Here is a 16,506-nt window from a genome sequence, read left to right as displayed (position 1 = left end):
CATTCTGGAAGGTTTTTTATATTTTTGGATAATAAAAAATTGAAGAATGAAACTATTGATGCTTTGTTTGGGAAATATTTGCAGAAGTCCTTTGGCTGAAGGTATTATGCGGTCAAAACTTTCAGATGAATTCGAGATAGATAGTGCAGGAACTATTGATTACCACCAAGGATATCAGGCAGATGAACGCTCCATCATGGTGGCACACCATCACGGGATAGACATCAGCGGACACCGTGCCAGAAAGATAACCGCTGAGGATTTTGAGTATTACGATAAAATCTATTGTATGGATGCGTCTAACTATGAGAATGCTCTTATGCTAGCAAAAAATGATGACCAAAGAGCCAAGGTGTCTTTGATTTTAGAAAATGGCAATGAAGTACCAGACCCATACTATGGCGATATTTCTGATTTTGAAAAAGTCTATCAGTTGCTAGATGAGGCGTGTGAGAGAATAGCTGAAGAACTTGCAAATATTTAAAATATGTTGTATTTAATTCCTGCGTATCTTTCTGATGCTTCACCGCTAGAATATTTCGCTCCGATTGTAAAAGAGTATATATTAAAAACCGATTATTTCTTTGTAGAAAATGAAAAAACCGCCAGAAAGGTGATTAAGTTTTTTTGTCCAGAGAAAAAACAATCGGATTTGAAATTATTTCTTTTGGATAAATATTCAGAAAATGAAGATTTGAAAGAAGCACAAGCCTTGATGAAATCGGGGCAAGACTTCGGATTGCTATCCGAAGCAGGTTTGCCGTGTATTGCAGATCCCGGTAATGTGATGGTGAGATGGTGTCATCGGAATGGCATCAAAGTCATTCCCATCAATGGCCCGAGCTCCATTATTTTGGCATTGATTTCCAGTGGGTTTAATGGGCAGGAGTTTACCTTTAATGGTTATCTACCGATAGATAAAATTCAAAAACAGCAGAAAATCAAATTTTTAGAAACGCAGGTTCAGAAAACGGGATATTCTCAGATTTTTATGGAAACGCCATACCGTAATAATCAACTGATGGCGGATTTGGTTAAAACTTTGTCTCCTAATACTTTACTTTGTGTGGCGGCAAATATCAATCATCCCACAGATGAATTTATCCAAACAAAACTTATCAAAGATTGGAAAAACCAATTGCCAGATTTGCATAAAATTCCAGCAGTATTTGTCCTCGGAAAGTGAAATATTCAGTAATTTAGCACGATTGAAAATTTTCAAAAATGGCTAAAATACATCATATATTTCTTTTGGGAGTGGCGTGTTCTACCAGCATTTTTGCCCAGAACAAGCCGTTGCTTACAGATGAACTCGCCTCTCAGCTGGCAGCATTGCCTTTGCATTGCATCAATACAGAATATCCTAATAAAACGGGGCATACCATTGTAGGTGAAGAAGATGTGGTGTTGACGCCCAAGCAGTTGCATCCTAGTTTCTACGGGTGTTTAGACTGGCACAGCTCTGTACACGGGCATTGGATGTTGGTGCACTTGCTTAAAACTAAACCTCATTTGGACAACGCAAAACAGATTTTTGATATTTTGAATCAATCCTTTCAACCTGAGAAGTTGAAAGAAGAAGCCCTTTATTTTTCCAAATATAAACATTCTAAAACCTTTGAAAGAACCTACGGCTGGGCGTGGCTTTTAAAATTGGATGAAGAGCTACAAACTTGGAATCATCCGAAAGCTAAAGAATGGCATTCTCATTTACAACCTCTAACCCAAGTGATTAAAGCCAAATGGATGGATTATCTCCCGAAACAAACCTATCCTAATAGAACGGGCGTACATCCTAATACAGCGTTTGCACTAGCCTTCGCATTGGATTGGGCAAGGTCAACTAAAGACGAGGTGTTTGAAAAGGAATTGATAGAAAAATCCAAGTATTTTTATCTGAATGATAAAAACACACCTGCCTATTTAGAACCAGATGGCTCAGATTTTTTCTCTCCAAGCTTAAATATTGCCTATCTGATGTCTCGCGTGTTGCCTCAGAAAGAATATGTGAAATGGCTTAATAATTTCTATGATAAAAAAGGATTAGAAAATGTGAAGAAAATGCCAATAGTAAGTGATTTAACAGATTATCAAACCGTTCATTTGGTGGGATTGTCTTTTTCCCGAGCGTGGTGTTTCAAGGGGATTGCCAAGGCATTGCCAGAGCGTCATAAGCATAAGGCGGAGTTTGAAACATTGGCACAGCAGTTCATAGATAATGGACTTCCGCTACTGAAACAAAGTGATTATGGCGGTAGCCATTGGCTGGCAAGTTTTGCAATTTATGCAATGAAAGATTAATTTTTATCCATTTAATTAAATTTGATGAAGACAATAAGTTTCGTAGCATTACTAGGAATGGTAATGGTAGATGCCCAAACCATTGAAAAAAAACTATCCGCAGCCACACAAGAGTTGCTAGGCTCTGCACCCGCATTTTCGTCTAATTTATCCTTTTATGTTGCGGATGATAGAGGGAATATGGTCTATGATTATCAGGGAAATAAAGGATTGACTACGGCTTCTACTCAGAAGATTTTTACAGCAGCAATGGCATTGGAACTTTTGGGGAAAGATTACCGCTGGCTCACCACGGCTTCATATTCTGGAGAGATTAAAAATGGGCATTTACAAGGCAATCTATTCCTTCACTCCAATGGGGATCCTACTTTGGGAAGCTGGCGGTACGAAGGCTTTAAACCAGATGATTTTCAAAAGCAACTGGTTTCAGCCATTAAAAATAAAGGAATTACGAGCATTTCAGGAGATTTAATCATAGATGATGGTTATTTTGATTTTCAGACTCTTCCCGGTGGTTGGGCGTGGAATGATATAGGAAACTATTATGGTGCGGGTGTGTGGGGTGTTAATTGGCGTGAAAATCAATTTGATATTAAAGCAAATGGTAAAGAGATTAAGGGCTTTAATGTAGATTTACAAAACCTTCAATGGGTGAATGATGTGCAAACAGGAGGTACTTCAGACCAAAGCATCATTTATACCGCACCTCATTCTAATGTGGGCTATATCAGTGGTTTTTTACCAGCTAAAAATATGACGATTTCTGGGGCTATGCCCAATCCGCCTTTACAATTGGGTGCGGAGCTAAAATCTTGGCTTGCAGCCAATGGCATTCATTTTTCTGGGAATATTCTCACCGCTTCCCAGCAAAGGATTGATAATAAGACTATGGGGCAGTACCCTAAAGAGAATATCTTTTGGGAATATCCATCGCCCACTTTGGATAAGGTCGTTCATTGGTTTATGAGAAAGAGTGTTAATCTCTATGGTGAAACTTTGGTGAAAACAATGGCAAGAGAACAAAGCGGAGAGGGAAGCTACAAAGCAGGAATGGCATTGATGAAAGATTTTTGGAAATCCAAAGGCATTCATCCTAATACAATTAACTTTGCTGATGGTTCAGGGCTGTCACCCAAAAACTATGTTTCGGCAAAGGCGGAAGTTCAGGCATTGCTCTATGCTCAAAAGCAATCTTGGTTCCCGATATTTTTGGAAAGTTTTCCTACTCAGAATAAGATGAAAATGAAAAGCGGAACAATGTCTAATACCAAATCTTTCGCAGGATATCACACTTCAGCAGAGGGAAAGCGTTATGTTTTTGCCATCATCATCAATAATTATCAAGGTGCTGGTGTGAGTGAGGCTCTATATAAAGTATTAAATGTATTAAAATAATGTGGCAGCGAAATCTTTTTTCTAGGTTGAATAATTGGTTTATTTTCACGCTTTTTACTTTGGTAGTGAGTGCTTTGGTGGTGGCGTCTTATTTTCTTATCGATTATCTTAGGAAAGAGGAGATTAAAAGAATAGAGCTTTTTGCCACGGCAATGAAGTACCAGCAGCAGACTTTTATAGATAATCCTGTGGCGTTGGATTTAATGCTCCAGATTTCCAAAAGCAATACCACCGTTCCTGTTATTGTAACCGATGCTCAAGGGCGTATTTTAGGGGAAGATTTAATGCGGAATATTCCAGAAGATGTGGTGGGAGATTCTGTGAAATTAAAAAAAATGTTGGCAGAGATGAAAGCGAGCTATCCTCCTTTTGAAATTCAGTTGCCCAGCGGAAATCAATATGTTTATTTTACCAACTCTCGTTTGCTCAATGATTTAAGGTATTCTCCATTATTTTTAGGATTGATAATATTGTCTTACATCGCTTTTTCATTTTGGTTTTTAAAGACCATTAAGAAAACCGATGAAGGATTCCTCTGGGCAGGGCTGGCTAAGGAAACGGCTCATCAAATCGGGACACCGCTTTCTTCAATGATTGGCTGGATAGAGATTCTAAGAATGGAAAACGAAAATAGTGAAGGTGTTGTAGAAATAGAGAAAGATATCAATCGGTTAAAAACCATTTCGGAACGATTTTCCAAAATAGGCTCGGTATCAGAGCTAAACGATTTGAATCTGAACGAAACCATACAGCAAAACTATGATTATCTCAAAGCCAGAGTGTCTAAAAAGGTAGATTTTACCCTTGCAATGCCTTGTCAGGAAGTGCTGATACCTCACAACAGAATCCTCATCAGCTGGGTGATAGAGAACCTTGTGAAAAATGCCGTAGATGCAATGAAAGGGAGCGGAAAACTGAGTATTTCCCTTTATGAAAAAAATAAAAATATCATTATAGATTTTAAGGATACAGGAAGTGGTATGACTTCTCGCAATGCCCGAAAGGTTTTCCAACCAGGTTTTTCCACCAAAAAAAGAGGTTGGGGCTTGGGATTGTCTTTGGCAAAAAGAGTGATTAGCGAGTACCACCACGGCGACATCAGAGTGGCTCATACCGAACTGGGCAAAGGGACTACTTTTAGAGTTGTTTTAAAATCGGAAGAGTGATGCTGGGCAGATGCAAAATTTTCCTTTTAGATAATTAGGTAAATAATGTAAATTTTAGATTTAACTTATGTAGGTTAAACATACGAAATTATATTTTAAAGATATTTAATAAAACATAATATTGAATATCAATGCATTATAATTTAGTCTTGATTGATTCTGTAGAAAGTAACGGAAATAAAAATCACTAGTTATTAGCATTTTATAAATTTATTGCGTCTAACCTAGCTTAACATTGAATTTTAGGCTAAACGCACGAAATTATATTTTAAAGATATTTAATAAAACATAATATTGAATATCAATACATTATAATTTGGTCTTGATTGATTCTGTAGAAAGTAACGGAAATAAAAATCACTAGTTATTAACATTTTATAAATTTATTGCGTTTGACCTATTGAATTTTGAGGTTCCTAAAAGTTTGTTCTATAAATTTGTAATCTAAAAATTGCACTTGGGGTTGAATCTGCCCAATTTTTTTAAACCAATAGGTGCATAAAATTTATTTCAAAGCAGCGATAGCTTTTTCATAATCAGGTTCTTGGGTGATTTCAGGGACTTGTTCTGTATAGATTACCTTTCCAGATTCATCTGTCACTACTATTGCACGAGATAGCAGCCCTTGCATCGGAGAATCGGTGATGGTAACGCCGTAGTCCTCCCCAAAAGTACCTCTAAAATCTGAAAGTGTATCAACATTATTGAGTCCCTCAGCTGCACAAAATCTACCTAATGCAAATGGTAAATCTTTGGATACATTTACAACTACAGTGTTTTCAAGAGAAGTAGCTTCTTCGTTAAATTTCCTTGCAGATGCTGCACAAACACCAGTATCTATACTTGGAAATATATTGAAAATGACCTTTTTACCTTGGTAATCTTCCAGAGTTTTCACCTCTAATTTATCGTTTACCAATCGGAAATTTTTCACTTGTGTTCCTACTTCTGGCAATTGTCCTACGGTGTGGATTGTATTGCCTTTTAATGTAATATCTGACATATTTTAATTTTTTGTGATATCAAAGTTAATGTTTTTCAAGGGTTCTTCTGGAATTAATATGTTAAATTATTCATAAATATATTACCCAATCTTCAGATTTTTAAAAGACAGAGCAATTAGTTGTTTTTATTTGATTTCTAGACTTAGATTAAATATTAAATTTTATTTCGTTGAGCTAAAATATTTGTTAGATTAGACTAACATTTGTATATTTGCCAAAATTATTAAGCAATGAGAATGAATAAAAATATGATTTTCTCACTAATCTTGGCTGCTAATGCAATATCAGTTAATTATTTTAGTGCATCAGTTAAAGATTCAATAGGAGATTCACTACAAAGGAAAAGTGATACCATTATCAAGAATCAGCAGATAGAAGAAGTGGTTGTTTCTGGAACTATGAAACCTGTAAAACGCTTAGAGACTCCCGTTCCAGTGGAAGTGTATTCGCCTGCGTTTTTTAAGAAAAATCCATCGCCTAATATTTTTGAAGCGTTGCAGAATGTTAATGGCATTCGGCCACAGATTAATTGCAGCGTGTGCAATACGGGAGATATTCAGATTAATGGATTGCCAGGGGCTTACACAATGGTGATGATAGACGGGATGCCTATGGTAAGTGCTTTAGGAACGGTCTATGGACTTTCTGGGATTCCCAATGCATTGGTAGAACGGGTAGAAATAGTGAAAGGTCCTGCTTCTTCGCTTTATGGCAGCGAGGCGGTGGCGGGGCTCATCAATATCATTACCAAAAAGACCTTTGCCGCACCAAGGCTCAGTGCCGATGTTTTTACTACGAGTTGGGGCGAGTACAATTTGGATTTAGGGTTTAAATTTCCTGTGGGAAAGACTACTAATGTTCTTACGGGAATTAACTATTTCAACTATCAAAATCCGATAGATGTAAACCAAGATGGCTTCACAGATTTAACCCTCCAAGACCGTATTTCGGTGTTTCAAAAATGGAATTTCAAAAGGAAAGATTATCGTGCCTTTAGTCTTGCGGGGCGTTATTTGTATGAAGACCGCTGGGGAGGGGAGATGCGATGGAATAAATCTTACCGCGGTGGCGATGAAGTGTATGGTGAAAGTATCTATACGAGAAGAGCCGAATTTTTCGGGCAATATCAGCTGCCGTTGAAAGAAAAGATGATGCTCAATTTTTCGTTAATCAATCACCATCAAGATAGTTGGTATGGTGATACGCCTTACTTTGCCAATCAAAATATAGGTTTCGGGCAATTGGTTTGGGATAAAACCATTGGGAAAACCGATTGGATTGCAGGGGCGGCACTTCGTTATCAATATTATGATGATAATACCCCTGCTACGGCTACGGCTTTGGGAGAAAATCAAGCGGATAAAACTTGGTTACCTGGTATTTTTGCACAGACCGAATGGTCGGCAACGGAAAAAAGTAAATTGCTCTTTGGGGCAAGGGTAGATGTTCACAATGCCCACGGAACTATTTTTACCCCGAGGGTGGCTTATAAATATACCTTTGATGAAGATGCTATTTTGAGGCTTAATGCAGGAACGGGATTCCGAGTGGTGAACCTTTTTACCGAAGATCACGCTGCCCTTACAGGCGGGAGAACGGTGATTTTGGAAGAACATCTTAATCCCGAAAAATCTTATAATGCCAATCTCAATTTTATTAAGAAATGGTATTTTGATGCGGGTTATTTAGATTTGGAAGCCACCGCATTTTATACCTATTTTAATAATAGAATTTTACCCGACTATGAAACCGATGCCAGAAAAATCATTTATAAAAACCTTAATGGGAATGCCATTAGCAAAGGGGTAGGGCTCAATGCAGATTTGATGCTGATGAATGGCTGGCGTTTTCTTTTGGGAGCTACATTGATGGATAATACCGTTACCGAAAATGGCAATACCACACGCCAAATGCTCACCGAAAGATTCTCTGCCAACTGGGCGATTACCTACCAAATTCCACGATGGAAACTGAATATAGACTACACGGGAAATCTGTATAGTCCTATGCGGTTGCCATTGGCTGGGGAACTAGACCCTCGACGTCCAGAATCGCCTTGGTGGAGTTTGCAAAACATTCAGTTTACCTACACAGGATTTAAGAAATGGGAAATCTATGCAGGAATTAAAAATCTGCTCAATTGGGTTCCTTACCGAAATGTGCCGTTCCTCATAGCAAGAAGCCACGACCCTTTTGATAAAAATGTACAATATGATGCTGGTGGCAATGTATTACCTACTGCTGACAATCCTTATGCCCTCACCTTTGATCCTTCTTATTCCTATGCACCCAACCAAGGTATCAGAGGCTTTTTGGGCGTGAGGTTTAGGTTGAATTAAAGCAAAATAAAAGCAATCCATTAGGATTGCTTTTATTTTATCGTTTGAAAATTAATTTACCAAACGCCTCTTCTGTGGTTTACCATCCAGCGAAACATTCCTAAGATGTTGAGCTTACTCATAGAGTCATACCCAAACCATTTTTTCTGTTCATCGGTAAATTTTACATTCCTATAAAGCTCATCCCAAGTGTAGCCTTTTCTTAGCAAATCCAACACTTGGTCGTGCAGGCTTATCATATATTCTCTTTCTTTTTTTAGAAACTCGGTGGTGGTAGGGGTATAATGTCCTATATCTATGATATCATAGTTTTGGGCAATGGCATAGTCTAAAGTTTCTATCCAGCCATCGTAGTAGAAGTCTAAAAAATCATTGTAAGGGAAAGTTTCATTCTGTCCTACATCGGTCAGTTGCATTGCTTTGTAGTCTGGGAAACGCACTACTGTCATACTATTAGAATGGCTGGGAGCAACTCTATCTAAGAGGATTTTTTCGCCTCCCATTGTAATTTCCATATGGTCTTTATATACAAAATCTGGCACTGCAGTAGGTAGTTTTTCTCCAATGATAGGCTCCAGACCTTTTTCCTGAATAATCACTTTAGCACCTGCATTTTGAAAAACTTGACTTCCTCCGATGTGGTCATAATGGGCGTGGGTCATTATCAGATATTTTACAGGGATATTGAAACGGGTTTTGATTTCGTTCAAAAGCCATTCTGCAGATTGTGTATTGGCAGGGTCTATTACCAAAGCACCCTCTTTGTTGATAAGCACCAAACCACTATGCAAAGAAGGAATTTTATCATTGGTATGGCGGTAAAGATTTCCTTTGATATGTATCAAAGCTTTTTCTGTTGGTGGTTGAGGATTGCCTAGTGCATCTGGTAGCACCTCGCGGTTGGCGTATAAAGATTTATCTACAGGGATGGCTCCTACCATCTGAGAGTAAGCCATCTGAGAGCCCAGCATCATTGCGATAGTGGATATTTTAAAAAGTAATGCTTTCATATCATTCTGATTTTGATTAATGATTAAATTAATACCCCAAAGGTATAATATTTCTTAGCTAAAAACTCTTGATGTAGGATAAGAATTTGGCGGAAGAGAGCATAATATTGCTTATCTCTCTAAGTGATAACTTTTCGTACTTTTACTGAATGAAATTTAAACAGGCTCTAAGCTGGTGATTGCTATTTGAAATTTTAAAGACTATGACATATAACGCATCCGCATTTCCTATATCCATAAAGGGAATTGTATTGGTAAACGAGAAGATAGTTCTCCTTAAAAACGAAAGAGAAGAATGGGAGTTGCCCGGTGGTAGGATAGAAATTGGAGAAACTCCAGAGGAATGCGTGGTGAGGGAAATTGATGAGGAATTGAACTTAAAATGTGTTGTGGATAGGATTGTAGATACTTGGATGTATACTATTTCGAATCAGAAAAATGTATTCATCGTTACTTATCTTTGTGAAAAACTAACGATAGACCCCAATGTTTTGAAAATTAGCCACGAGCATAAAGAATTAGGACTTTTCAATATAGAGGAAATTGAACATCTTAATATGCCCTTAGGATACAAAAATACCATTAGAAAAGTGATTCATAGCTCATATTAAGACCGAAATCTCTACCTTTGCAGTATGAATATCGGCAAAGTACAAACCTTAGAAGTTTCAGAGAAAATCAGTTCAGGCTACCTCCTTACAGATGGCGAGGGCGAGAAAGCATTTTTACCCAAAATATTTGTGCGAGAGGATTTATCCGAAGGCGATGCCATCACGGTATTTGTGTACCAAGATGATGATAAACTGAAAGCAACTACAGAAGAACCACTGGCAGAGGTGGGAACCTTTGCAGTGATGAGCTGTGTACAGGTGTTGCCGAGTGGGGCATTTATGGATTGGGGCATCATCAAAGACCTTTTTGTTCCCTATAAACAGCAGAAAGGAAAAATGGTGGAGGGCAAACGCTATCTGGTTTATGTCTATGTAGATGAGCAGACGGGGCTTATCACAGGGACTACCAAGTTTAAACGAAATCCACAATACGAGAACCTACCCTTTGAGAAAGGGGATAAGGTGAACCTGATAATGATGGGCGAAAGCGAACTGGGCTGGAATGTCATCATCAATCAACGGTATATAGGGCTGGTGTACGCTTCTGATGTATACAAAAAACTCTACCCTTTATCGGAAGAGGTGGGCTACATCAAAACCATCCGCGAAGATGGAAAGATAGATGTCTCTCTACAGCCTGAAGGCTATGCCCATATAGACGAGTATCAAAAAATTATCCTTGAAAAATTGGAAGAAAACTACGGACTGCTTTACCTTTCGGATCAATCTTCTCCAGAGGAAATCAAGGAAGAGTTGCAAATGAGCAAAAAGAATTTCAAAAAAGCCATCGGCGGTCTTTATAAGGATAAAAAAATTGAAATCTTGGAAGATAAGATAAGGTTGGTGTAGATTTTTTTTACAGAAGTTGGATTTTAGAGGTTAGAAGTTAGAATTTAGAGATTAGATTTTAGAAGTTAGATTTTAGAGGTTAGAAGTGAGAATTTAGACTATAAGTTCATTATAAAATCCAAAACTTTTAATCTCTAAAAATTTGTTTTACTTTGTTCAACATTCACGCTCCATCCAACTTTCTAAACCTCTAAAACCTAATCTCCAACCTCCAACCTCTAACCTCTAACCTCTAAAATCTAGTTTCTAGTTTCTAGTTTCTATTCTCCAAAAACCGTTTATAGATTTCCTCGCCGCTTCGGATGGAGTTTACAGCCCATCGTATTTTCATTTTTAGGCGTTTTTCATCACTCAGTTTGTAAGGAATATTAGAATGAATGAGCTTCTGTTTCAGCTCGTACATACAGATAGCAGCTGCCACAGAAACATTAAAACTCTTGGTAAATCCATACATAGGGATGGCGAGCGTTTCATCTGCAAAGCTGAGCACCTCCTCCGATACTCCTTGCCATTCTGTACCGAAAACTAATGCAATAGGCTCTTTTATCTCGTAGTCTGGGAGCATTGTGGCATTATGCTCTGGCGATACGGCTACAATTTTATAACCACGATTTTTTATCGCTTTGATGGCGTCTAAGTGTGCAGGCATTTTTTCTACTTCTACCCAAGTCTGAGCCCCTTTGGTAACGGTAAGGTTGGGGGCAAAGATATTGTCTTGTTCCAATGCCACCACCTTGTGAAACGCACACGCCTCCACGCTTCGTACAATGGCGGCAGCATTGCGAAACTGATAGATATCTTCCAAAACGGGGAGTACAAAATCTGAACTTTCCAAGGCATAATGCTCTATTTTGGCAAGGCGTTCTTCGGTGAGAAATTGTTTTAGATAATCGTAGGTTTCTTGTAAATCTTTCATCGTGGGGCAAAGATAGGGAAAATGGTTGATGCAATAAAGCGGGTAGGCGAGGGGCGTAAAATAGCCACTACAAATATTTGCAGTGGCTGTTTGGGTAGATGCTGAAATACAGATGCCGTTATTTAGTACCGGCTAAGGCTTTTTTCACCTCTTCATTGATGGCATTGGCAAGATTGCGATATTGTTCTTCCCCATTCACGAAGGCTAAGGCATTTATAGCCTTGCATAGGCGGTCAAATTTCTCTTGCATTTCTTTCCGAGCCTCTTTGCTTTGTCCCACTTCTTTTTCAGACTCTTCCACGGTGCGATTGCTGTGCAGGGCATCAAATTTTTCGTTAATCGGTTTGAGGAGGGTGAGCCATTCTTTTGCTCCGATGAGGGCGATGTCTGCATCGTTCTGAGGCTGTTCAAAATCTGCTATCAAATTGCGAATGATGGCAGTCTCATCTCGGTAAGCTCGCCTTTGGATGTCTTTCCCATACGCCTCTATCTGAATGATGGCACGGTGAGCAGCGGCATTTTTCTCGGCATCGGGGTGATTTTTGAAGAGTTTGCAATGAGCAATAAAATTTGCAAGTAAAATATCCCGCTGTTTATCCTGTTCTAAGATGGTCTGCGTTTGCTCATTTCTTCTGGCGATGTGCAGCACATCTTCTAAGGCATCAAAAGCGGTGTCAAACTCGGCTTTCACGGAGGTAAGCCCTGAGGTTTCTAAGTTTTCTTCTTTTGCTAAAAAAGATTGAACATTCTTCATCACCTGAGAGAATGCCATCAGGCGGAGGTTTCTTAAAGATGTTGTTTTTATCATATCAATAAATTTTTAAGTAATTAATAATTAATTTTTATTAAATAAAATGATTTTGATGCTATTTTTGTTTGGGAAAATCCCAAGCGTTATTGCGGGATATTTTCCCAGCTTGGGAAAGTCTCAAACTTGTGATATTGGCATTTTCCCAGTTTGGGATTTTCTCCTGCGGTTTTGCGGGGCGTTGTCCCAGCTTGGGAAAACTTCCCGAAAGCGTGCGGGGAATAATCCCATCGTGGGACGGCTCTCTGCAAATTGGCGTGGGATAAAATTAGGAAAAATTTTTATACGGCAATGAGGGTTTGATAAATTTTTGTTTTTTACATCCCCCTACCCCCTTCAAAGGGGGAATTTACGTGTGGAAATTTTATGCTTCTATTTTACCTCAAACTTTAAGCGTTCTCTTATTCCCCCTTTGAAGGGGGTAGGGGGATGTCCTCATTCCTTTTGCAACTCCTCCACGCAATGCTGGATTTTCAAAATCACATTTTGCATATCGTATTTTATCTCATCATTGGTAAAACGCAAGAATTTTACGCCGTAATTCTCTATTTTCTCCTGCCGTTCGCAGTCTTCTATGTATTGATAGAGATGATATTCGCCATCTACCTCAATTGCTAACTGCAACTCGTGGCAATAAAAATCCACAATGAAATCCAGCATTGGAACTTGCCGATGAAACTCCACGCCCAACGATTTATTCTTAATCATTTTCCAAAGCAAGACCTCGCACAGAGTGCTATTATTTCGCAAATGTCTGGCGTATTCTTTTAGTTTTGGATGATACGGAATGATTTTGTTGCTCATTTGTTTTTGTTTTTACATCCCCCTCCCCCCTTCAAAGGAGGAATTGCGTATGTTCTTTACTATATATTGATTTACACAAAATAAAACACCCCCACTATTCCCCCTTTGAAGGGGGTAGGGGGATGTTAAAAATATATTATCTTATTTCAATCTAAAAAACATCAGGATCTATATCTATTTCTACATCATTTATGATTATATCATTATTATCTGCAGAGAACTCAAAATTTCCCTTTGCTTTAAATTCTTTATTGTATGGAGCATTAAAACTAGTATCTCCACGAGATGCTCCCATAACTAAATCGGCATTAAAAACACCCTTTGCATCAAACTGCCTACTTGGAATATCCGCATATACATCATTATATGATACTTCTACATTCCATTCATCACAACCATAATTTCCAGGAAATGTATTACTTATAACATCATTCCAAACATCATTATGTTCTTGTAATTTATTTGCTATTATATCTCTAATTCTATCTAATTCCATATTTTTAATTTTAATTAAACTACTACTCATTTACTATTTCACTTCTTCAAAATCTGCGTCTTGCACATTGTCTCCTGCATTTGCGGAATTACCAGCATCTTGCTGTGGTTGTGCTTCGGCTTGTGCTTTGTAAAGCTCTTCGGAAGCTGCCATCCACGCATTGTCTAAGGCTTCGGATTTGGTTTTGATGCTTTCTAAATCTTTCGCTTCAAAAGCGGTTTTCAGTTCTGCAGCGGCACTTTCAATGGCAGATTTCTTATCTGTAGAAAGCTTATCACCAAACTCTTTCAGTTGTTTTTCAGTTTGGAAGATTTGTCCATCTGCCTTGTTGAGGAGGTCTGCTTCTTCTTTTCTCTTCGCATCGGCAGCGGAGTTTTCTTGTGCTTCTTTCTTCATTCTTTCAATTTCTTCATCAGACAATCCAGAAGACGCTTGGATTTTGATAGATTGTTCCTTACCCGTTCCTTTATCTTTTGCAGATACGCTGAGGATACCGTTGGCATCAATATCGAAGGTTACTTCAATCTGAGGAACACCTCTTGGTGCTGGTGGGATATCTGTTAAATCAAATCTACCGATTTCCTTGTTATCGTTAAACATAGGTCTTTCTCCTTGTCCTACGCGGATGCTTACCGCTGGTTGGTTATCAGACGCTGTAGAGAACACCTCAGATTTTCTGGTTGGGATAGTGGTATTGGCTTCAATCAATTTGGTGAAAACCGCTCCCATTGTTTCGATACCTAAAGATAGTGGCGTAACATCTAGAAGCAATACATCTTTCACATCACCTGTAAGTACCCCTCCTTGGATGGCAGCACCTATGGCAACTACCTCGTCTGGGTTTACACCTTTAGAAGGCTTTTTACCGAAGAATTTCTCTACTTCCTCTTGGATGATTGGGATTCTGGTAGAACCACCTACTAAGATGACCTCATCAATATCCGAAGTGGACAATCCTGCATCTTGAAGGGCTTTTTTACAAGGCTCCATAGAACGACGCACTAAGTCGGCAGAAAGTTGCTCAAACTTCGCTCTCGTTAATGTTTTCACCAAGTGTTTAGGCCCAGAAGCTGTAGCGGTGATGTATGGCAAGTTGATTTCGGTCTGTGTAGAAGAAGACAATTCTATTTTAGCTTTTTCAGCGGCTTCTTTCAATCTTTGAAGAGCGATGGCATCGGCTTTCAAATCTACACCTTCCTCTGCTTGGAACTCAGAAGCGAGCCAATTGATAATTACATTATCAAAATCGTCCCCACCGAGGTGTGTATCTCCGTTGGTAGATAATACCTCGAAAACGCCATCACCTAAATCTAAGATTGAGATATCAAAAGTACCTCCCCCAAGGTCATAAACCGCAATTTTTTGGTCTTTGTGAGATTTATCTAATCCGTAAGCCAAGGCTGCTGCCGTAGGCTCGTTGATGATTCTTTCTACTTTAAGTCCTGCGATTTCACCTGCTTCTTTGGTTGCTTGTCTTTGAGCATCGTTGAAGTAAGCTGGTACGGTAATTACGGCTCTTGTTACTTCTTGCCCCAGATAGTCTTCTGCGGTTTTCTTCATTTTCTGAAGCGTCATTGCAGAGATTTCTTGCGGTGTATATTCTCTATCGGCTATTTTTACTTTTACGCTATCATTATTACCTTTTACCAATTCGTAAGGGACATTTTTGTCCTCTGCGGTAAGGTTAGAGAAATGTTCCCCCATATATCTCTTGATAGAGTAGATGGTATTTTTAGGGTTGGTTACGGCTTGTCTTTTAGCAGGGTCTCCTACTTTTCTTTCGCCATCTTCAGCGAAGGCAACGATAGAAGGGGTTGTTCTTTTTCCTTCAGCATTAGGGATTACCACAGGGTCTTTCCCTTCCATTACAGATACACACGAGTTGGTAGTACCTAAGTCAATTCCAATAATTTTGCTCATTTTATTTTCTATTTTTATTTGTTGAACGATTAAAAAACTTAGATGGTTGTAGAGCTAAAAAGGTTCTGAAGATTTCATCACCCCGGTTACCTCATTCCATCATTTCCCTTTCGTTTTCTCTAAAAATATACCAATGATAAAAGTGTGACAAATTGACACAAAAAAAAGCGTTCTTGAATTTCAAAAACGCTCTTATCCTTTATTAAATGTAACAACTTATGGTTTGAGTGACAAAATATATTCTGCCATTTTTTTAGCATTTTCCTTACTCAGCCCAGGGTGTGGAGACATTGGCACAGGTCCCCAAACGCCAGAACTTCCGTTGATAATCTTATCTGCCAACATATCCAAATCAGCTTCGGTGTATTTATTGGCGATGTCTTGGTAAGATGGCCCTACCAACTTTGCATCATCTTGATGGCAACTTCTGCAATCGGCATTGTCTATTAAAGATTGCCCCGTAACTTCTGTTTCACCAGCAGGCGATGCCGTGGTTTCTTCTAGCATTACATTGCTCTCTGTAACGGGCTCCTCTTTTTTAGAACAAGACATCAATACCGCTCCTAACGCTAAAATAGAAATAATTTTTTTCATAATCACATTACTTTAATTCCCTACAAATATAAATGTTTTTAATTAAAACGCAATAGGCTTTAAGTAGAGATGTTATTGATATCCATTTTGGGCTAAAGCCTTTTGAGGAACCCCTATCAAAAGTCGGGTTAAAACCCGACCCTATTGAAAATTGAAAGCACATAGTCTAGGATAAAATCCATTTCTACGCTTTATTCTTTTAACGCAATAGGCTTTAAGTGGAAATGTTATTGATATCAATTTTCGGCTAAAGCCTTTTGGAAAAGCCATACCAAAAGTCGGGTTAAAACCCG

The 16,506-nt window shown here is 38.6% G+C and carries 17 protein-coding genes; 9 read left to right on the top strand and 8 right to left on the bottom strand.

All coding sequences use genetic code 11. The annotated features are described in order from the left end of the window. Positions 1-46 precede the first annotated feature (46 nt). From ACFFUE_RS05925 to ACFFUE_RS05905, 5 genes are read left to right on the top strand one after another with little or no spacing between them, the layout of a single operon-like run. Positions 47-484, top strand: coding sequence for a low molecular weight protein-tyrosine-phosphatase (locus ACFFUE_RS05925; protein WP_376833499.1), 438 nt, complete (start codon positions 47-49; stop codon positions 482-484). A gap of 3 nt (positions 485-487) precedes the next feature. Then, positions 488-1,186: an SAM-dependent methyltransferase gene (locus ACFFUE_RS05920; RefSeq protein ID WP_376833497.1), complete on the top strand. Its 699-nt coding sequence runs from the start codon at positions 488-490 to the stop codon at positions 1,184-1,186. A gap of 38 nt (positions 1,187-1,224) precedes the next feature. Next, complete coding sequence (locus tag ACFFUE_RS05915; protein WP_376833495.1) at positions 1,225-2,301, top strand: DUF2891 domain-containing protein; 1,077 nt, start codon at positions 1,225-1,227, stop codon at positions 2,299-2,301. Positions 2,302-2,325: 24 nt separating this feature from the next. Further along, entirely contained in the window at positions 2,326-3,696 is a 1,371-nt protein-coding gene (gene dacB / locus ACFFUE_RS05910) for a D-alanyl-D-alanine carboxypeptidase/D-alanyl-D-alanine endopeptidase (RefSeq protein ID WP_376833493.1), read from the top strand. Further along, entirely contained in the window at positions 3,696-4,862 is a 1,167-nt protein-coding gene (locus ACFFUE_RS05905) for a sensor histidine kinase (RefSeq protein ID WP_376833491.1), read from the top strand. The genes dacB and ACFFUE_RS05905 overlap by 1 nt, the downstream gene beginning before the upstream one ends. A gap of 505 nt (positions 4,863-5,367) precedes the next feature. On the opposite strand, the gene tpx is transcribed toward ACFFUE_RS05905, so the two are convergent. After that, positions 5,368-5,865 (bottom strand): thiol peroxidase, encoded by a 498-nt coding sequence (tpx, locus tag ACFFUE_RS05900; RefSeq protein WP_376833489.1) that lies wholly within the window; start codon positions 5,863-5,865, stop codon positions 5,368-5,370. A gap of 249 nt (positions 5,866-6,114) precedes the next feature. Here tpx and ACFFUE_RS05895 point away from each other — a divergent pair, with 249 nt between their 5' ends. Next, on the top strand, positions 6,115-8,205 hold the full coding sequence (locus ACFFUE_RS05895; protein WP_376833487.1) for a TonB-dependent receptor plug domain-containing protein: 2,091 nt from the start codon (positions 6,115-6,117) through the stop codon (positions 8,203-8,205). Positions 8,206-8,261: 56 nt separating this feature from the next. Here the strand turns inward: ACFFUE_RS05895 and ACFFUE_RS05890 are convergent, their stop codons facing one another. After that, positions 8,262-9,215, bottom strand: a complete 954-nt coding sequence (locus ACFFUE_RS05890) for an MBL fold metallo-hydrolase (protein WP_376833485.1) — start codon at positions 9,213-9,215, stop codon at positions 8,262-8,264. 203 nt (positions 9,216-9,418) lie between these two features. Between ACFFUE_RS05890 and ACFFUE_RS05885 the strand changes: the two genes are divergently transcribed. Further along, positions 9,419-9,826, top strand: coding sequence for an NUDIX hydrolase (locus ACFFUE_RS05885; protein ID WP_376833483.1), 408 nt, complete (start codon positions 9,419-9,421; stop codon positions 9,824-9,826). A gap of 24 nt (positions 9,827-9,850) precedes the next feature. Then, a complete protein-coding gene (locus ACFFUE_RS05880; RefSeq protein ID WP_376833481.1) occupies positions 9,851-10,675 on the top strand; it encodes a CvfB family protein in 825 nt (274 codons plus the stop codon). Between the two features lie 253 nt (positions 10,676-10,928). Here the strand turns inward: ACFFUE_RS05880 and ACFFUE_RS05875 are convergent, their stop codons facing one another. Together ACFFUE_RS05875 and ACFFUE_RS05870 are read right to left on the bottom strand one after the other, a co-directional pair. Further along, a complete protein-coding gene (locus tag ACFFUE_RS05875; RefSeq protein ID WP_376833478.1) occupies positions 10,929-11,591 on the bottom strand; it encodes a TrmH family RNA methyltransferase in 663 nt (220 codons plus the stop codon). A 118-nt stretch (positions 11,592-11,709) separates the two neighbouring features. Then, a complete protein-coding gene (locus ACFFUE_RS05870) occupies positions 11,710-12,399 on the bottom strand; it encodes a DUF6261 family protein (protein WP_376833476.1) in 690 nt (229 codons plus the stop codon). A gap of 68 nt (positions 12,400-12,467) precedes the next feature. On the opposite strand from ACFFUE_RS05870, the gene ACFFUE_RS05865 reads away from it, so the two are divergent. Beyond that, positions 12,468-12,665, top strand: coding sequence for a hypothetical protein (locus ACFFUE_RS05865; RefSeq protein ID WP_376833474.1), 198 nt, complete (start codon positions 12,468-12,470; stop codon positions 12,663-12,665). A gap of 169 nt (positions 12,666-12,834) precedes the next feature. On the opposite strand, the gene ACFFUE_RS05860 is transcribed toward ACFFUE_RS05865, so the two are convergent. The 4 genes from ACFFUE_RS05860 to ACFFUE_RS05845 form a co-directional block, all read right to left on the bottom strand. Further along, complete coding sequence (locus ACFFUE_RS05860; RefSeq protein ID WP_376833472.1) at positions 12,835-13,203, bottom strand: endonuclease domain-containing protein; 369 nt, start codon at positions 13,201-13,203, stop codon at positions 12,835-12,837. Between the two features lie 151 nt (positions 13,204-13,354). Then, positions 13,355-13,699: a hypothetical protein gene (locus ACFFUE_RS05855; protein ID WP_376833470.1), complete on the bottom strand. Its 345-nt coding sequence runs from the start codon at positions 13,697-13,699 to the stop codon at positions 13,355-13,357. A gap of 33 nt (positions 13,700-13,732) precedes the next feature. Further along, entirely contained in the window at positions 13,733-15,619 is a 1,887-nt protein-coding gene (gene dnaK / locus ACFFUE_RS05850; RefSeq protein WP_376833468.1) for a molecular chaperone DnaK, read from the bottom strand. Between the two features lie 216 nt (positions 15,620-15,835). After that, positions 15,836-16,213 carry a c-type cytochrome gene (locus tag ACFFUE_RS05845; protein ID WP_376833466.1) on the bottom strand — a complete coding sequence of 126 codons (378 nt, stop codon included), beginning with the start codon at positions 16,211-16,213 and terminating at the stop codon, positions 15,836-15,838. Between the last annotated feature and the right edge of the window lie 293 nt (positions 16,214-16,506).

This window comes from Bergeyella porcorum (assembly GCF_042427575.1).
GTDB lineage: Bacteria > Bacteroidota > Bacteroidia > Flavobacteriales > Weeksellaceae > Bergeyella > Bergeyella porcorum.
The sequence above is the reverse complement of the archived record's forward strand: the minus strand, read 5'-3'. Positions and strand labels throughout refer to the sequence as shown.

Coding starts and splice junctions, on each gene's coding strand:
- ACFFUE_RS05860 (WP_376833472.1), bottom strand. CDS start 13,203: ATGAGCAACAAAATCATTCCGTATCATCCAAAACTAAAAGAATACGCC.
- ACFFUE_RS05920 (WP_376833497.1), top strand. CDS start 488: ATGTTGTATTTAATTCCTGCGTATCTTTCTGATGCTTCACCGCTAGAA.
- dacB (WP_376833493.1), top strand. CDS start 2,326: ATGAAGACAATAAGTTTCGTAGCATTACTAGGAATGGTAATGGTAGAT.
- ACFFUE_RS05885 (WP_376833483.1), top strand. CDS start 9,419: ATGACATATAACGCATCCGCATTTCCTATATCCATAAAGGGAATTGTA.
- ACFFUE_RS05855 (WP_376833470.1), bottom strand. CDS start 13,699: ATGGAATTAGATAGAATTAGAGATATAATAGCAAATAAATTACAAGAA.
- dnaK (WP_376833468.1), bottom strand. CDS start 15,619: ATGAGCAAAATTATTGGAATTGACTTAGGTACTACCAACTCGTGTGTA.
- ACFFUE_RS05880 (WP_376833481.1), top strand. CDS start 9,851: ATGAATATCGGCAAAGTACAAACCTTAGAAGTTTCAGAGAAAATCAGT.
- ACFFUE_RS05890 (WP_376833485.1), bottom strand. CDS start 9,215: ATGAAAGCATTACTTTTTAAAATATCCACTATCGCAATGATGCTGGGC.
- tpx (WP_376833489.1), bottom strand. CDS start 5,865: ATGTCAGATATTACATTAAAAGGCAATACAATCCACACCGTAGGACAA.
- ACFFUE_RS05895 (WP_376833487.1), top strand. CDS start 6,115: ATGATTTTCTCACTAATCTTGGCTGCTAATGCAATATCAGTTAATTAT.
- ACFFUE_RS05905 (WP_376833491.1), top strand. CDS start 3,696: ATGTGGCAGCGAAATCTTTTTTCTAGGTTGAATAATTGGTTTATTTTC.
- ACFFUE_RS05875 (WP_376833478.1), bottom strand. CDS start 11,591: ATGAAAGATTTACAAGAAACCTACGATTATCTAAAACAATTTCTCACC.
- ACFFUE_RS05925 (WP_376833499.1), top strand. CDS start 47: ATGAAACTATTGATGCTTTGTTTGGGAAATATTTGCAGAAGTCCTTTG.
- ACFFUE_RS05870 (WP_376833476.1), bottom strand. CDS start 12,399: ATGATAAAAACAACATCTTTAAGAAACCTCCGCCTGATGGCATTCTCT.
- ACFFUE_RS05845 (WP_376833466.1), bottom strand. CDS start 16,213: ATGAAAAAAATTATTTCTATTTTAGCGTTAGGAGCGGTATTGATGTCT.
- ACFFUE_RS05915 (WP_376833495.1), top strand. CDS start 1,225: ATGGCTAAAATACATCATATATTTCTTTTGGGAGTGGCGTGTTCTACC.